Annotated in this window: 11 protein-coding genes and 1 pseudogene; 5 read left to right on the forward strand and 7 right to left on the reverse strand. The window is 71.3% G+C overall.

Features of this window, described 5'->3' with window-relative positions:
• Positions 1-379 precede the first annotated feature (379 nt).
• The 7 genes and pseudogenes from ACWFR4_RS20710 to gcvPA form a co-directional block, all read right to left on the reverse strand.
• Positions 380-1,429, reverse strand: a complete 1,050-nt coding sequence (locus tag ACWFR4_RS20710) for a hypothetical protein (protein ID WP_453653812.1) — start codon at positions 1,427-1,429, stop codon at positions 380-382.
• A gap of 93 nt (positions 1,430-1,522) precedes the next feature.
• Positions 1,523-2,734 carry a DUF4032 domain-containing protein gene (locus ACWFR4_RS20715; protein WP_453468767.1) on the reverse strand — a complete coding sequence of 404 codons (1,212 nt, stop codon included), beginning with the start codon at positions 2,732-2,734 and terminating at the stop codon, positions 1,523-1,525.
• A 134-nt stretch (positions 2,735-2,868) separates the two neighbouring features.
• Positions 2,869-3,510, reverse strand: coding sequence for a GntR family transcriptional regulator (locus ACWFR4_RS20720; RefSeq protein ID WP_266933058.1), 642 nt, complete (start codon positions 3,508-3,510; stop codon positions 2,869-2,871).
• Between the two features lie 49 nt (positions 3,511-3,559).
• Positions 3,560-4,305 (reverse strand): annotated as a pseudogene (locus ACWFR4_RS20725) (SDR family NAD(P)-dependent oxidoreductase).
• A 40-nt stretch (positions 4,306-4,345) separates the two neighbouring features.
• The gene (locus ACWFR4_RS20730) at positions 4,346-5,374 is read right to left on the reverse strand and encodes an ATP-NAD kinase family protein (RefSeq protein ID WP_453653814.1); all 1,029 of its coding nucleotides are present in this window, start codon (positions 5,372-5,374) and stop codon (positions 4,346-4,348) included.
• Between the two features lie 260 nt (positions 5,375-5,634).
• Entirely contained in the window at positions 5,635-7,233 is a 1,599-nt protein-coding gene (gene gcvPB / locus ACWFR4_RS20735) for an aminomethyl-transferring glycine dehydrogenase subunit GcvPB (protein ID WP_453653816.1), read from the reverse strand.
• A complete protein-coding gene (gcvPA, locus tag ACWFR4_RS20740; RefSeq protein WP_453653818.1) occupies positions 7,230-8,621 on the reverse strand; it encodes an aminomethyl-transferring glycine dehydrogenase subunit GcvPA in 1,392 nt (463 codons plus the stop codon). Before gcvPA ends, gcvPB begins: the two co-directional genes overlap by 4 nt.
• 154 nt (positions 8,622-8,775) lie before the next feature.
• Here gcvPA and ACWFR4_RS20745 point away from each other — a divergent pair, with 154 nt between their 5' ends.
• The 5 genes from ACWFR4_RS20745 to ACWFR4_RS20765 are packed head-to-tail and all read left to right on the forward strand — an operon-like array spanning position 8,776 to position 16,105.
• The gene (locus tag ACWFR4_RS20745; protein ID WP_453653820.1) at positions 8,776-10,113 is read left to right on the forward strand and encodes an ABC transporter substrate-binding protein; all 1,338 of its coding nucleotides are present in this window, start codon (positions 8,776-8,778) and stop codon (positions 10,111-10,113) included.
• A 4-nt stretch (positions 10,114-10,117) separates the two neighbouring features.
• Complete coding sequence (locus ACWFR4_RS20750; protein ID WP_453653822.1) at positions 10,118-11,044, forward strand: carbohydrate ABC transporter permease; 927 nt, start codon at positions 10,118-10,120, stop codon at positions 11,042-11,044.
• Positions 11,041-11,898: a carbohydrate ABC transporter permease gene (locus ACWFR4_RS20755; RefSeq protein WP_453653824.1), complete on the forward strand. Its 858-nt coding sequence runs from the start codon at positions 11,041-11,043 to the stop codon at positions 11,896-11,898. Before ACWFR4_RS20750 ends, ACWFR4_RS20755 begins: the two co-directional genes overlap by 4 nt.
• Entirely contained in the window at positions 11,895-13,928 is a 2,034-nt protein-coding gene (locus tag ACWFR4_RS20760) for a beta-galactosidase (RefSeq protein ID WP_453653826.1), read from the forward strand. Before ACWFR4_RS20755 ends, ACWFR4_RS20760 begins: the two co-directional genes overlap by 4 nt.
• A complete protein-coding gene (locus tag ACWFR4_RS20765) occupies positions 13,925-16,105 on the forward strand; it encodes an MGH1-like glycoside hydrolase domain-containing protein (protein ID WP_453653828.1) in 2,181 nt (726 codons plus the stop codon). Before ACWFR4_RS20760 ends, ACWFR4_RS20765 begins: the two co-directional genes overlap by 4 nt.
• Positions 16,106-16,139: the final 34 nt, after the last annotated feature.

The raw sequence follows: 16,139 nt of genomic DNA on the forward strand, positions 1-16,139 counted from the left end.
CGTCATGATGGAGCCCGTGGGGTCGGCGACCTGCTGGTTTGAACGCCAGGGGCCGCGCGGCCACGCCGATGGGACACCTGGACCGGGACGCTCGAAAATGGCTGAATTTCCCGGTGTTGGGTATCCGTCGAACCCTCGGATCTGTTTCGGGAACAGTGCAAGGCCAGTTGTCATATTCCGATCCATGTGACCGGAAAGTGCATCGCTTGGCCCAGTTCGGGCACTTCTCCCGGGCAGATCGAGGGCTCACTGGCTGCGGCCGGTGCCGTCACTCGCCATTACGTAGCGGCCACGGTACCGGCCGCCCGCGCATGCGCCGTCGCGCACGCGGGCAGGCCGCAGGGCGGGGCCGGCGAACCGACCCCGCCGCACCGCGCACTCACCAGTCGCCGTCCGCCACGGGCTTGCCCGCGTCCCCCAGGGGCTTGACCTGGTGCGCGCCGGGCGCCTGCCACGGCTCGTGGTCGTCGCCGAGCCAGTCACCCGCCGGCTTCACCGCCCCGAGTGTGTCCGTCGGCGCGAGATCCTCGGCGCCCTCGTCGTAGTAGTCGAACCAGGGCAGCCCCGCCCTCGTGTACGCGGCCCGGTCCACCGGCGACGGCGGCGGCTCCTCGCCCGTGATACGGCGCCAGTCCGGCGGCGTCACCAGGTGCACGAACACGCGGCCCGCGGCCGCTTCGGCCCAGTCGGACCCGGGCCGGTCGTCCCGGAACACCTGCTGGCGCATCGTGCCGCCCGCGCCGAGCCCCATCGAACGCGCCGCCTGAGCCTGCGGTGCCGCACCCGGCGCGGCCGGCATCGGTGCCGCCCCGTAACCGCCGGACGACCCCATCCACTCCATGCCGCCGGGAGCCGGCGGCACCGCCCGCGCGGCCGCCTCCCGCTTGCGAGCCTCCTCCGCGCGCCAGGCCCCCAGCGCCGGCTCGGTCAGAGCGAAGGCCTGGAGCTGGATCCCGCCCCAGGTCTCCTCGCCGGTGACCTGGCCCTCGACCGTGGCGCCGAGCCCCAGGGGCAGCGCCACGAACTGACGTACCGTGCCCTTCCCGGACTTGATGCCGTCGAGCCACGGCTGGCGTGGCAGCACCACGTAGTTCTGCGGATCCCGGGACAGCCGGCTGCTCCACGGCAGACCCGAGATGGCGCACACCTTGCCCGCACCCACCTGGAGCGCGGCCGGTTCGGCCGTCCCCGCGAAGCTCAGCCACATGGCCTCGCGCAGGTACATCGGCAGCATCACGCCGCCGCGCGCCCGCCACTGAGGCGGCACCGAGCCGGCGTAGTCCTCGACCCGGCGCACCGGGAACTCGCCGAGCCCCGGCGGCAGCGGATGCGTTCCGGTTTCCGGCAGCCGCAGCGTGCGTACGAACCGCACCCGCGCACCGCCCGGCAGCACCAGGCTGTTCCCGTCGACCCGCACACTCCCGGTCATGATCGTCTCCCCTCGTCGCGCGTCTTCCTCGGTGCTACCACGACGGGTCCGCGCCACCGGTTCCGTCCTTGACGATCTTCGTTGCGGGCGCGGTCAGGGCCGCGACCGGCCGGCAATGTTCCTGACGTAGTCCTCGACCGCCGCGTCGAGACCGATGTCGTGCTGCGCCCGCTCGGACAGGTACCAGCGGTGTTCGAGCAGTTCGTGGTAGAGCTCGGCCGCGTCCGTCCGGTCCGGCACGTGGTCGCGTACCGCGCGCACGGTCGGCCGGAACACGTCGCGCACCCATCGGTGAGCGAGGACCTCGGCGCGCGCTCCCAGGGGGTCGCCCGGAGCGTAGTCCTCCTGCGTGGCCATCCAGCTCTCCAGGTCGTTCAGGAGCCGTCGCGCCTGGTTCTCCTCGGCGTCCATGCCGGTGAGGCGCAGGAGTTGGCGCTGGTGGTGGCCCGCGTCCACGACCTTCGGCACGAACGTGACGGTGTCCCCCCGGTCCGCGTGCGAGATCTGCATCTCCGCGACGTCGAAGCCCAGATCGTTGAGGCGGCGGATGCGGCGCTCCATGTAGTGGTGCTTGCCCGCCGGGTAGACGGAGGTACGCGTCAGCTCCGTCCAGAGCGCGTCGTAGCGCTCCCCGATCTCCGTGCCGAACGCGATCGGGTCGATGGACGGGTGCAGGGCCCCGGACGCCTCGAGGTCGAGCATCTCGCCGCTGATGTTGACCCGGGCGAGCTCGATGTCGTACGCGCGCTGCCCGTCGCTGAGCCGGGGGTGCAGCTCCCCGGTCTCGGCGTCCACGAGGTAGGCGGCGTACGCGCCCGCGTCCCGCCGGAACAGGGTGTTGGACAGCGAGCAGTCCCCCCACGCGAATCCCGCCAGATGCAGCCGCACGAGGAGGACGGCCAGGGCGTCCATCAGACGGTGCACGGTGCCGGGGCGCATCGTCGTCTCGAACATGGAGCGGTAGGGGAGCGAGCCGCCCAAGTGGCGTGTGATGAGGACGGGTTCGAGAGGCGCTCCGTCGGCGTCCGTGCGGCCGGTGACCACGGCGAGGGGGTCGACCGCGGGTATCGCGAGACGGTCGAGGGTGCGCAGGAGTTCGTACTCGCGCAGCGCGGGCCGCTCGGCGAGTTCCTTCACGGCCACGACCTCGCTGCCCGCACGGGCGTATCGGACGACGTGGCGCGAGATGCCACGGGGGAGCGGCACCAGGTATTTGTCCGGCCACTCCTCCAAGGGGACATGCCAGGGGAGTTCGAGGAGGAGGGCCGGATGTTCGGGGTTGGTGGCGCTGATCTGCAAAGTCATGCGGTCACAGTCCCTGGGTCGCACGGCGGGTCCGGAGTGATCGGACCCCGAAGGGGCGGCGCGGGTCAAGACCGGTGGCGGACCGGCCCCAGGGCTTCGCGGGGGGCCTGCCCCACGCCGCCCCGGACTCGGGCTCAGTCCTTGAGGTGTTCCAGGATCCGGTGCATGCCGCTGTTCCAGTTCTCCTTGAGCGCCACGACCGCCGCGTCGAGGTCGCCGCGCTGGAGGCACTCGGCGATCCGCTCGTGCTCCACGGCGGAACGCTCCAGGATGTCCTGGTCGCCCAGGGCCACCCGCTCGTAGCGGTGCATCGTCACCTTCAGGGAGGTGATCAGCTTCATCAGGCGATCGTTCGTGCAGCCCGACAGAAGCAGGTCGTGCCACGCGTCGTCGTACCGCTCTATGACGTCGTGCGGCGCCTGCGGAGCCGAGAACGCGCGCGCCTCCTCCAGCAGCCGGGGAGCCGTCGCCGCCAGATGCTCGGGGTCGCTGGACTCAAGGGCCAGCGCCTCCAGCGTCGCGACGATCGCGGACAGGTCACGGAACTCCTGCGCGCTGAGCGCGGTGAAGCGGAAGCCCTTGCCGCGCTCGCTGGTGATGACGCCCTCGCGCTCCAGCGTGATCAGGGCCTCGCGCAGCGGAGTACGGCTGACGCCGAGCTCGGTGGCGAGCTGCCCCTCGTTGATCGGCTCGTTGGTCGCGATCGTGCCGCGCCCGAGGCGCTTGATCAGTTCCTCCTTGACCTGTTCGCGCAGCGGGCGGTTTTCGATTGGCATGTGAGGCTGCCCTCCCCTTCGGTCCGGTCGATTATCCGCTACCGGCGGGTTACGCGGTACCGGCGCCGTCGACCGGGATGATCGCCCCGCTCAGGAACGCCGAGGCGTCCGAGGCGAGGAACGCCACGGTCTGCGCGATGTCGCGGGGCTGCCCGATGCGGCCGAGTGGACGGTCGGCCGCATCGGCGTAGAACGCGTCGGAGCTCTCGCCGAGCTGGCGGGCCTCCTCCGCGAGCATGCCGGTCGCGGTGTCGCCGGGACAGACGCAGTTCACGCGGATGTTGTCGGGGCCGTGGTCGATGGCCATCGCGCGGGTCATGTTGACGACGGCGCCCTTCGAGGCGCAGTACGACACGGCCCGGCCGCCGCCCGGATGCCCCAGCCCGAGCCGGTGTTGACGATGGAGCCGCCGCCCCGCGCCGCCATCCCCGGGATCACCAGGCGGCTCATCAGCAGCACCGAGCGGATGTTCACGGCCATCACCAGGTCCCAGTCGTCCTCGGTGATCTCGCAGACCGTCGAACGGCGGATGATGCCGGCGTTGTTGAAGAGCACGTCCACGCCGCCGAACCGCTCCTGCGCCGTGTTCACCACGGACTCGCAGTCCTCGCGCCGGGACACGTCGCAGCGCACGAACGTCCCTCCGGCGTCCTTCGCCGTCTGCTCGCCGGCCTCCGTGTCGATGTCGGCGATCACCACGCGGGCGCCGAGCTCGGCGAGGACCTGGGCGGTGGCGCGGCCGATACCGGCTCCGCCGCCGGTGACGATGGCGCGCTTGCCGTCAAGGGAGATCATCTTGGGCTCCTTGTGTCCGCTGTCGGGGAGGGCTGGGTGGTCATGTGGCGAGCCGGTACAGCGACGTACGCCGCCTGCCGGTGATCACGGGGAGGTGGCCGGCGAGCTCCGCGTCCAGCGCGTCGTCGCCGGTGTCGAGGAGGAGGGGGCGGCCGGCGAGCGCGGCCAGTTTCTGTTCGCCGCACACCACGAGCAGACAGCCGCGGCCGCCTGCCGCGCGCAGGACCCGGGGCGAGATCTGCTGGTTGCCGCGGCCGAGGAGGAAGCCCTGGCCGCCGATGGGGGACAGCGCGATCCACGCGGGACCGAGCCCGAGGAGGGTGTCCTCGGTGGCGTCGCGGGCCACGACGCGCGGCGGCCGGACGGGATGGAGGCGCAGCACGTCGACGCCGGTGAGGGAGACGTCCGCGCCGAGCGCGGCCGCGACGGCGCGGGTGGTGCTGCCGGGGCCGAGTACGAGCAGACCGTCGCCGACGCGCTCGGCGACGTCGGCCGCGATGCCGCCGACCGCCTCCGGCGCGGTGGCGGTGCTGCCGGTCTTGCGCTGCTGCACGCGGACGGGCAGGTCGGGGACGCGGAGCCAGCCGAAGAGCCGGGACGTGACGCGGCCCTCGTTCAGGGCGTCCTCGTCGCGGTCCATCACCTCGGCGTCCCGCAGGCGTACGGCTCCCTTGCGGGCCAGCCACGCGGCGGCGACCTCGCCCGCGGCGCGCGGGCTGACGGCGAAGACGGCCGAGTGCATCTTCACGCCGGTCGGGACGCCGAGCACGGGGCAGGGCTCGTCCCCCAGAGCGGCGAGCACGTCCCGCGCGGTGCCGTCGCCACCGGCGAAGAGCAGCAGATCGACGCCCTCGGCGACGACGGCGCGCACCGCGGCGGCCGTGTCCGCGGCCGAGGTGTCCCGTCCGTGCCCGGCCGCGTACACGACCCGCGTGGGAAGCCCGGCGGACGCGACGGCATCGGCGCCCAGGAAACCGTCGGCCGTCACGACGAGGACGCCTGAGCCCGATCCCGACCCCGAGCCCGACGCCACGTCCGAGCCCGACGCCACGTCCAAGGTCGACCCCAAGCTCGGAGCCACCCCCCGCCGTGGTCGCCCCGCACCCGCCAACTCGCTCAATCTCAGGGCGAGTTCACTCATCGCGGCCGCCGCGCGCGTCCCGGCCTGAGGGCGTGCCCCCAGCGAGAGCGCCAGGCGGGGCCGGTCAGGGGTGTCCGTGCCGCCGAGGCCCACCCGGCCCCCGAGCCCGGCGACCGGGTTGACCACCAGGCCGATCCTGGGCGGCCGGGTCCCCTGCGTCGGGGTCGCTCGGCGCGCCGGAGCCGCGTTCAACGGGTCGCCTCACCGAGCACCTTGCGGCGGTACGCGCGCCACGAGACCGCCCACGTCGCCGGGTCGTCCAGGGCCTCGGGGCGTACCCGGTGGATGGTCGAGCGGTGCGGGGCCGTGCGCACGGTCTCCGGGTCCTCGTAGGCCTCGCGCGCGATCTCCGCGAGGATCGCCGCGTACTCGTCGAGGTCGGCACGCGTGTAGGACTCGGTCGGCTCCAGTGTCATGGGTTCCGGCACGACGTACGGGTGGTGGCTGGTCCAGTAGTGCGTGCCGAAGTCCGCGGCGCGCAGGCCGATGTCCTCGGAGTGCAGCCCGGTGTCCTCGTGGAGCTTCTCCCAGCTGTAGCGGACCTGCTCGACGCGCGGGCGCCCGGCCGCGTAGGGGATCGAGACGCCGGGGATCTGCCGGACCTTGTGCAGGAGGTAGTTGTTGTTGAGGACGGCCGTCTCGGCGGCGGCACGCAGGCCCTCCGCGCCGAGTGACATGATCCAGGCGTAGGCGCGGACGAGGTTCGGAACGACCCCGTGGAACGGCCGCATCTTGCCGACCGACTCCGGCCGGTCGTCGTCCAGGCCGTATGCGCCCGTCTTCGGGTCGAACTCGACCGTCGGGCGCGGCAGATAGGGGGCGAGGTCCCGGGTGACCGCGCATGCGCCGGCCGCGGGACCACCGCACGCGTGCGGGGTCGAGAACGTCTTGTGCAGATTGAAGTGGCACAGGTCGAAGCCCGCGTCCCGTGCGCGCGTGATGCCGAGGACGCCGTTCGCGTTGGCCTGGTCGTACGAGCACAGGCCGCCCGCCTCGTGCACGATCCGGACGAACTCCTCGATGCGCGGGTTGTAGATGCCCGTGTCCTCTGGGTTCGTGATGAGGAGGGCGGCCGTGCGGGGGCCGACCGCGGCCTTGAGGGCATCGATGTCCGGGTAGCCGTCGGCGTCCGGGTGGAGGGTGATGACCTTGAAGCCGGCGGTCTTCGCGCAGGCCGCGTTCGACGGGTGGGAGAAGATCGTCGTGATCACCTCGTCACGCTGCTCCAGCTCGCCGCGCGCGGCGAAGTAGGCGCGGATCATGGCCACGTTCGTGTAGATCGCGGCGGAGCCCGCGCCCGGCTGGAGCGAGACCCGGTCCATGCCGGAGATCTCTTTGAGGAGCTGTTCCAGGCTGTGCATGATGCCGAGAACGCCCTGCACGGTGTCCTCGTCCTGCAGCGGGTGCAGCGCGGCGATCCGCGGGTCGCGCACGAACTGATCGTTGACCTTGGGGCTGTACTTCATGGTGCAGGTGCCCTGGCCGACATCGATGTTGAGGTCGGCGCCGAGGTTCTCCTGCGACAGGCGCAAGTAGTGGCGAAGGACCTGCTGTTGGGACATCTCGGGCAGGGCGGGCGGTGCGGCGCGCCGCAGGGCGGCGGGTATCCCGACCTGGCCGACGGACGGATCGGCGGCGGGCACGAGGACGCCCCGCTCGCCCGGCGAGCCCAGCTCGAAGATCAGCCTCTCGTCCCAGGACGCCTGCTGGAAGCGGCGCAGGCGCGGCTTGTCGGCGACGCGCGCCTCCTCGGGTGAGACGGACACGGGCGTGTGCACGGCGGTCACTTGACGATCTCCTCGAGGGTCGCGGCGAGCCGGTCGATGTCGGCCTTGGTGTGGACTTCGGTGACGCAGTACGCGGCTTCGCGTGGGCCGGTCGGGGTGCCGCCGAAGATGCCCCGCTCCTTGAGGTCGGTGCGGATCTCGGCGGAGGTCCTGCCGCCCGTGTAGCGGACGGTGAAGTCGGCGAAGTGCAGGGCGTCGCCGTACGGGACCTCGACACAGGGCACCTCGGCGAGGCGCCGGCGGGCGTAGGCGGTGAGCGAGAGGATCGTGTCGCCGATCTCCCGCATGCCCTGCGGTCCCATCAGCGCGAGATAGACCCCGGCGCCGATCCCGTGGAGCGCGGCGGCCGTGCCGACCCACTCCTTGCCCTCCTCGCGCAGCGCGAACGAGGTCCGCTCGTAGGCGACATCTCCGAAGCCGTACTCGCCCTCGACAGTCGTCGGTACGAGACCGAACAGGCGGGACGGATATTCGGCGACCAGTGGCTCCTCGTCCCGCGTGGCGATGAAGCCCGCGTTGCCGCCACCGAAGCTCTGGTGGAGGCCGAGCGGCTGGATGTCGCCGCATGCGATGTCGGCGCCGTACGCGGACGGCGGCGCGAGTACGCCGAGTGTGAGCGGGTTGCAGCCCACGACGTACAACGCCCCTGCTGCGTGGGCGAGTTCGGCAAGCCGTGGCAGTGCCTCGTCGACGATGCCGAGCGCCGAGGGAGCGTCCGCGTACACGGCGGCCACGTCGCCGGCACGGAGCGCCGCGTGTACGGCGTCGAGGTCGGCGCAGCCGGTGTCCGGGTCGACAGGGACGACGGTCACGTCGTGGTCGGGGCGCACGTAGTCGCGTATCCGGGAGAGCTTGTCGGCATCGACGGCCGTGGCGACGACCAGGCGGCGGCGGCCCGTGATCCGGCCGGCCATGCGCAGCGCGGTCCCCGAGGCCTGGAAGCCGTCGTACACCGGGACGTTGACGACCTCGACATCGAGCAGCTCGGCCATCATCGACTGGTACTCCCACAGCGCCTGGAACCGGCCGTGGTCCTCGTAGGGCTCGCCCGCGTAGGCCGTGAGGAACTCGCTGCGGTTGACCACCTCGTCCACGACCGCGGGCACGTGATGCTGGTAGCAGCCGGAGCCGAGGAAGCTGAGCGCCTGGCGGGTCGAGGTGTTGCGGCTGAGCAACTCCTCCATGTGGCGGGTGAGTTCGGCCTCCGAGCGCAGCGGGGCCGGCAGGTCCAGGGGGCGGTGCAGCCGGATGGCGTCCGGGATGTCGGCGTAGAAGTCCTCGACGCTCGCCGCGCCGATCTCCTCGAGCATCGCCTGCCGTACGGCGGGGACCGCGTTCGGGATGTAGGGGTGGACGTACGTGGGGGCGGAGTCCTGGGGTGACGTCATGCCGCGCCTTTCGCGTGAGCCGACTCAGTCATGGCAGTCATGTCAGTCATGAACCACAGCAGCAAAAGTCTTTGGGTGTACACCTCTTGACGGCGAGCTCTGTCATTCAGTGTTCTGAATACAGCATTAGGCATTCAGGCTCCAGGAGGCAAGAGTGTCAACGAGACCCACCCGACGGGCAGTTCTGGTCACAGGTCTGGCGACCGCGGCGACGTCCCTGGTCGGCGGATGCGCCATGGGAGGCGCGGGCGGCGGAGGCACCCGCGACATCAGCGGCAAGGAGGGGGACGGGAAGGACGAGGTCAGCGGAGAGATCACCGTCTGGTCGTGGGACGTTGCAGCCAAGGCCATGAAGCGCCTCGCCCGCACCTTCGAGGAGCGCCACCCCGGCACCACCGTCGATGTCGTCGACATCGGCTACGACAACGCCTACGACAAGATCACCGTCGGCCTGCGTGGCGGCTCGGGCCTCGCCGACGTCCTCACGGTCGAAGGCAGCTACATGCCGCGCTACACAGCCAACTTCCCGAGCGGGTTCTACGACCTGACGAGCCTCGGCGGCCGCTACGGAGGCGACTTCGACCGCGCCGCGTGGCGCACCGTCACCGGCAAGGCAGGCGCCGTCCTCGCCCTTCCCTGGGACATCGGCCCCTGCGCGCTCTACTACCGCACGGACCACTTCCGTGCCGCGGGAGTCGACCCCAAATCCCTGCTGACCTGGGACGACTATGTGGCGGCGGGGGTACGGATCAAGAAGGCCACCGGCCGCAAGCTGCTCATCCTGGACTCCACCGACGCGGGCATCCTGCCGATGCTGCTCCAGCAGCAGGGGCAGTCGTACTTCAAGGGTGGCCGGGTCGCCGTCGACACACCCGAGGCCGTGCGGGCCATGACGCTGATGAAGACCCTGCACGACAAGGGGCTCGTCGACTACGAGAAAGGCTGGGACGGGCTCGTCACCGGCACCAAGGAGGGCAAGGCCGGCACCACACCCACCGCCGCCTGGTGGACGGGCACACTCACCGAGGAGATGCCCGAACTGAAGGGGAAGTTCGGCGTAGTCCCCCTGCCCGGATTCACCGCCGACGGCATCCGCACGTCGAACATCGGCGGCTCCACTCTCAGCGTCCCCGCGCAGAGCAAGAACCCTCGCCTGGCCTGGGCGTTCATCGAGTTCCTGCTCACCGGCAAGGCGAACCAGGTCTCGATGCTGAAGCGGGAGGGCCTGTTCCCGGCGTATCTTCCGGCGCTCGACGACCCGTATCTGAGTGCGAAACAGGAGTACTTCGGCGGGCAGGCGGCCCTCGACGTGTTCGCCCGGCTCGCCCGCAGCATCCCGCCCGTCGAGAACAACAAGGACGACGCGAAGGCCTCCGACATCATGATCTCGGCCGTCAACGGCGTGATGCTGCGCGGCAAGGACCCCCGCGCCACCCTGAGTTCGGCGGCCGGCCAGATCGCCGCCGCCACCGGACGCGAGAGGGTGAAGTAGCCCGATGGCCGTCCAGACCACCTACGACCGGCCGGTCGCGCCCGCCCGCGCCCCTGCCGCCCCCCGCCGCAGGCGCCCGCGCCGCGTCGCCTGGATCTTCGCCGGACCGGCCGCCGCGCTCTTCGCGCTCTTCTTCGCCTATCCGCTCGGCGCGAGCCTCCTGCAGAGCTTCACCACCGAGGACGCGGGCGCCACCCGCTGGGTCGGCCTCGACCAGTACCGGCGCATGATCCACGACCCCGCCTTCGTCGAGTCCCTGCTCAACACGGGGCTCATCCTCGTCGTCCAGGTCCCGGTGATGATCGGTCTCGCCCTCGTCCTCGCCGTCCTCCTCAACCAGTCCTGGCTGCGCTTCCGCGGCACGTGGCGCGCCGTCCACTTCCTGCCCGCCGTCACCACACTCGTCGCGTACGCCGTCGTCTTCCAGGTCCTCCTCAAGACCGACGGAGGACTCGCCAACCAGGTGCTCGCCGCGGTCGGCATCGGCCCGGTCGACTGGCTCAACAGCCCCACCTGGGCCCGCATTTCGCTGATCGCGTCCCTGACCTGGCGCTGGACCGGATACAACGCGGTCATCCTGCTCGCCGGACTCCAGGCCATCGGCAAGGAGCAGTACGAGGCCGCCGCCATCGACGGCTCGGGCACCCTGTCCACGTACACGCGGGTGATCCTGCCGCAGCTGCGCCCCGTCGTCCTGTTCTGCGTGGTCACCTCCACCATCGGCACGCTCCAGCTCTTCGACGAGAACTACGTCCTCACCCGCGGCGGCCCGGACGACGCGACGCTCACCCCGGTCGTCTACCTCTACAAAGTCGGTTTCCAGCAGCTCGACTTCGGCTATGCCGCCGCCATCGCCTGGGTCGTCGTGGCCCTCATCGCAGCGATCTCCGCCCTCCAGTACGTCGCCTTCGGAAGGGAGCGCCGCCGGTGACCGCCCTCCAGCAGGCCCCCGTACGCGTCCACCCGGCCCGGCGCCTCGGCCGCCTCGCCGTGCGGCTGTTCCTCGCGGCCGGCGCCGTCGTCAGCCTCGTGCCGTTCCTCTGGATGGCGATCGCCGCGACGCACTCCACCTCCGACCTGTTCCACTCGCCGCCGCCGCTCCTGCCCGGCGGACGCCTGCTCGACAACCTCGCGCGGCTCCAGGACACCATCGGCTTCGGCCGCGTCCTGTTGAACAGCCTCGGCATCGCCGTCGTCCACACCACGCTCAGCTCGCTGATCTCCGCCATGTGCGGCTACGGACTCGCCAAGTACCGTTTCCGCGGCCGGGGCCTGCTGCTCGGCGCCGTGCTCGCCACCATGATGATCCCGTTCCAGGTGCTGCTCGTCCCGCTGTTCCAGATGATGGCGAGCGTCGGCTGGATCGACTCCTACCAGGCCGTGATCCTGCCGTTCCTGGCCAACTCCTTCGGCATCCTTCTCATGCGCCAGGGCTTCGTCGACTTCCCCGACGAACTCCTCGAATCGGCCCGCATCGACGGCTCCGGCGAGCTGCGCACCTTCTACCAGGTCGTCCTGCCGTGCGTGCGCCCTCAACTCGGCGCCCTGGTCATCTTCACGTTCATGGCGCAGTGGAACAGCTTCATCTGGCCCCTGCTCATGCTCAACTCGGAGGACAGGTACACCGTGCCCGTCGCGCTCAACACCCTCACGGGGCTCTCCCACGTCGACTACTCGGGCCTGATGCTCGGCTCGCTGCTCGCGACGCTGCCGCTCATGGCCCTCTTCCTGCTCTTCCAGCGGCAGTTCGTGGCCGGACTCCTCGGCGGGGCGGTGAAGGGATGAGCCGTCTCACCCGGGTCCCGGGGGTCCTGTACGGCGGTGACTACAACCCCGAGCAGTGGCCCGAGGACATCTGGGCCGAGGACGCGAAACTGATGCGCGAGGCCGGCGTCACCATGGTGACCGTCGGGGTGTTCTCCTGGGCCAGGCTCCAACCCAGCCCGGACACCTGGGACTTCGCCTGGTTCGACCGGCTCCTCGACCTGCTGCACGCCCACGGCGTCGCCGTCGACCTGGCCACCGCCACCGCGTCACCACCGGCCTGGCTCGTGCGCGCCCACCCCGGGATCCTTCCGGTCACCGCCGACGGCGTACGCCTCGAATTCGGCTCGCGCCAGCACTACTGCCCGTCCTCCCCCGAGTACCGCGCCGCCGCCCTCCGTCTGACCCGCTCCCTCGCCGAACGCTACGCACACCACCCGGCGCTCGCCCTGTGGCACATCCACAACGAGTACGGCGACCACGTCACCGAATGCTTCTGCGCCCGCTCCGCCGGCCACTTCCGCACCTGGCTCACCGACCGCTACGGAACGATCGATGCCCTCAACCACGCCTGGGGCACAGCCTTTTGGTCCCAGCGGTACGGCACCTACGACGAGATCGAACCACCGCGTACCGCACCGGGACCGGTCAACCCGACGCAGCTCCTCGACTGGCGCCGCTTCTGCTCCGACGCCCTCCTGGACTGCCACCGAGCCGAGCGCGAGGCGCTGCGCGAGCTGAGCCCGGACACCCCGGCGACCACCAACTTCATGTCGATGTTCAAGGCCCTCGACTACTGGAAATGGGCCGAGCACGAGGACCTCGTCTCCGACGACGCGTACCCGGACCCCGCCGACCCGCGCGCCCACATCAACGCCGCCCTCAACTACGACCTGATGCGCTCCCTCAAGGGTGGCAAGCCCTGGCTGCTCCTGGAGCAAGCACCGTCCGCGGTCAGCTGGCGCCCGGTCAACGTCCCCAAGAAGCCCGGCCTGCAACGCCTCTGGTCCCTCCAGGCCCTGGCCCGCGGCGCCGACGGCATCATGTACTTCCAGTGGCGCGCCTCCCGCGCGGGCGCCGAGAAGTACCACAGCGCGCTGCTCCCGCACCGAGGCACCACCTCCCGGGGCTGGCGCGAGACCGTCCGCTTCGGCGCCGAACTCGCCCGGCTGGGCGAGGTCACCGGCGCCATCACCCCGGCGGACGTGGCGATCGTCCTCGACTGGGACTCCTGGTGGGCCCTCGAAGCCGACGACCACCCTTCGGCCCGCATGCGCTGGCCCGACCTCCTGCGCCCCTGGTACGCGGCGCTCCACACCCGCGCCGTCACCGCCGAGTTCGTACCCCCGCACGCGGACCTCACCGGCTACCGGGCGGTCCTCGCCCCCAACCTCCACCTGCTGCGGCCGGAGAACGCCGAACGCATCGCCGCGTACGTCCACGGCGGCGGCCACCTGGTGTGCGGCCCCTTCAGCGGTGTCGTCGACGGTCACGACCACATCCACGACGGGGGCGCGCCCGGACCGCTGCGCGACGTACTCGGCATGTGCGTCGACGAGTTCTGGCCTGTCCCCGACGGGGAGACCGTGCGCCTGGCCTCCGGCGCCGAGGCCACCCTCTGGAGCGAGTGGCTCGAGACGGAAGGCCCCGACACAGAGGTCGTCGACTCGTACGCGACCGGAGAGCTCACCGGCCGTCCCGCCGTCACTCGTCACCCCTACGGAAGCGGAACCGCGTGGTACGTCAGCGCGCACCTCGGCGACGGCATCGGCGCGGTCCTCGACAACGCGCTGAGGGCCGCCGGCGTACGACCCGTGCTCGACGTCCCCGAAGGGGTCGAGGCAACCGTCCGCACCGGCGAGCACGCCACGTACCTCTTCGTCCTCAACCACACCGACCACGACACTCGGACGCCGCTGACCGGCGCCTTCCACGCGGGCGGCACCGATCTGCTCACCGGCGCCACCGTCCACGGCCACATCACGCTCGGCCCGCTCGGCGCCGCAGTTCTGCGCATCGCCACCCACACCCCGGGAGAGAACCAGAAGTGATCAGACACCGGCACCTGAGCGCGCTGACCGCACTCCTCCTCGCCGGCGGCGCCCTCGCCGCACCGCAAGCGGCCTCCGCCCGTCAGCACCCGGCGCCGCCGCCCCCGTACGCCGACGTCCTCGACCTGCACGGCACCCCGGCCGCCGCCCTGCCCGGCGACGACGAGGACAACAACCCCATCACGGTCTTCGCCGATCGAGGGGCGTGGCACGCCTACGCGCTGCCGAAGGCCGGGGACAAGGACGCCTACGGCGGCTTCTCCGGGCCCCTCTACATCGCCCAGGAATACCCCTGGTGGCTCAGCAAGTCCTTCAGCCGCATCCGCCTCACCGAACACGGCCGCACCCTCGACCTGTCCGGCGGCGGCACACCGCGGTTCACATCGCTGCCCGGCCGGCTCCTCCAGACGTACGACCTCGGCCGCGGACTCACCCTCAGCCTCGAACTCCGCTTCGCCACCGACCGCAGCGCCCTGGTGCGCGCCCGGATCCGCAACACCGGCACGGTGCCCCGCACCCTGGGCGCCGACTGGACGGGCAGCCTGCTGCGGCCGGCCGACAGGCCGATGCGCGATGCGCCCTCGCTGACCGCGACCCGCTCGGGCGTCGGCGTCGACTTCGCCAAGGTCCGCGAGACCTGGGACTACCTCACCGACGGCACGGAGCGCTTCGAGGTCACGCACAAGGACCGCGTCCGGACCACCGTGGACGGCGACACCTACCGTACGGAGGCCACCGAGCCGGTGACGCTCGCGCCGGGCCGGTCGCACAGCTTCGACTGGACCGAGTCCTACACCTTCACCACTGCCGAGCGGACCCGCGAGCAGGCGAAGGTTCGCGACGTCCTCGACCGTCCGGCGGCCGTCGTCTCGGCAGGCGACGCTCGCTGGCGCGGCTACATCGCCGGCGTGACCCGGGGCGTTCCCGCCGACCGGCGGCGCACAGCCGTGAAGTCCCTGGAGACCCTCGTCACCAACTGGCGCGGCGCGGCGGGGCAGATCAAGCACGACGGGATCACGCCGTCGATCTCCTACAAGTGGTTCACCGGCGGCATCTGGGCCTGGGACACCTGGAAACAGGCCGTCGGCACCGCCCGCTTCGCGCCCGATCTCGCCGAGTCGCAGATCCGCTCCATGTTCGACCGGCAGATCAGGGCCGACTCCACGACCCGCCCCCAGGACGCGGGGATGATCCCCGACGTCATCTTCTACAACGACCCCGCGCGCGGCGGCGGCAACTGGAACGAACGCAACTCCAAGCCGCCACTGGCCGCCTGGGCCGTGTGGGAGGTGTACGCGAAGACGGGCGACAAGGACTTCCTGCGGGAGATGTACCCGAAGCTCGCCGCCTACCAGGCGTGGTGGTACCGCAACCGCGACCACGACCACAACGGCCTCGCCGAGTACGGCGCCACCGTCGACGCCGCCAACAACTCGCCCGAGGAACGACGCCTCGCCGCGGCCTGGGAGAGCGGCATGGACAACGCGCCGCGCTTCGACGCGGCCCTGGGCACCGACGTCGTCGCCAACCACGCGGCCGACGGAACACTCCTCGGATACTCCCTCACACAGGAGTCCGTCGACCTGAACTCCTATCTCGCCGCGGACCAGGGCTATTTGGCGCGCATCGCGGGTGCGCTCGGCCACGGGTCCGACGCCGGGCGGTGGAAGCGCCGGTCCGCGACGACCGCCACCGCCGTCCGCACGACGATGTACGACCCCGCCGACGGCTGGTTCCACGACACGGCACTCGGCACCGGCGCCCCCCTCACGGCCCGCGGCCGCGGCATCGAGGGCGCGGTCCCGCTGTGGACCGGCACCGCCTCCAAGGCGCAGGCCCGCGCCGTGCGCGACAAGCTCACGGACCCGGAGGAGTTCGCGACGGCCGTCCCGTTCCCGACCGTGTCGAAGAGCTCCCCCTACTTCTCGCCGACCGCCTACTGGCGCGGCCCCGTCTGGTTCGATCAGGCCTACTTCGCCCTGGGCGGCCTGCGCCGGTACGGCTACGACAAGGACGCGGACGCCCTGACGGACCGGCTCCTCACCCATGCCTCGGGCCTCACCGGCAACGGTCCGATCATGGAGAACTACGACCCGACGACAGGAGCCCCGCTCAACTCGCCCAACTTCAGCTGGTCGGCCGCCCTGCTGCTGCCGATGCTGACGCGGGGCCACTAGGGTCTTTCCGCCGGGCGCCGAAACCCCGTTGAGG

Source organism: Streptomyces sp. NPDC055140, from assembly GCF_053607285.1.

Excerpts from the sequence above, each read along its gene's own strand:
- gcvPA (WP_453653818.1), bottom strand. The coding sequence starts at position 8,621 with ATGACGTCACCCCAGGACTCCGCCCCCACGTACGTCCACCCCTACATC.
- ACWFR4_RS20720 (WP_266933058.1), bottom strand. The coding sequence starts at position 3,510 with ATGCCAATCGAAAACCGCCCGCTGCGCGAACAGGTCAAGGAGGAACTG.
- ACWFR4_RS20750 (WP_453653822.1), top strand. The coding sequence starts at position 10,118 with ATGGCCGTCCAGACCACCTACGACCGGCCGGTCGCGCCCGCCCGCGCC.
- ACWFR4_RS20760 (WP_453653826.1), top strand. The coding sequence starts at position 11,895 with ATGAGCCGTCTCACCCGGGTCCCGGGGGTCCTGTACGGCGGTGACTAC.
- ACWFR4_RS20710 (WP_453653812.1), bottom strand. The coding sequence starts at position 1,429 with ATGACCGGGAGTGTGCGGGTCGACGGGAACAGCCTGGTGCTGCCGGGC.
- ACWFR4_RS20715 (WP_453468767.1), bottom strand. The coding sequence starts at position 2,734 with ATGACTTTGCAGATCAGCGCCACCAACCCCGAACATCCGGCCCTCCTC.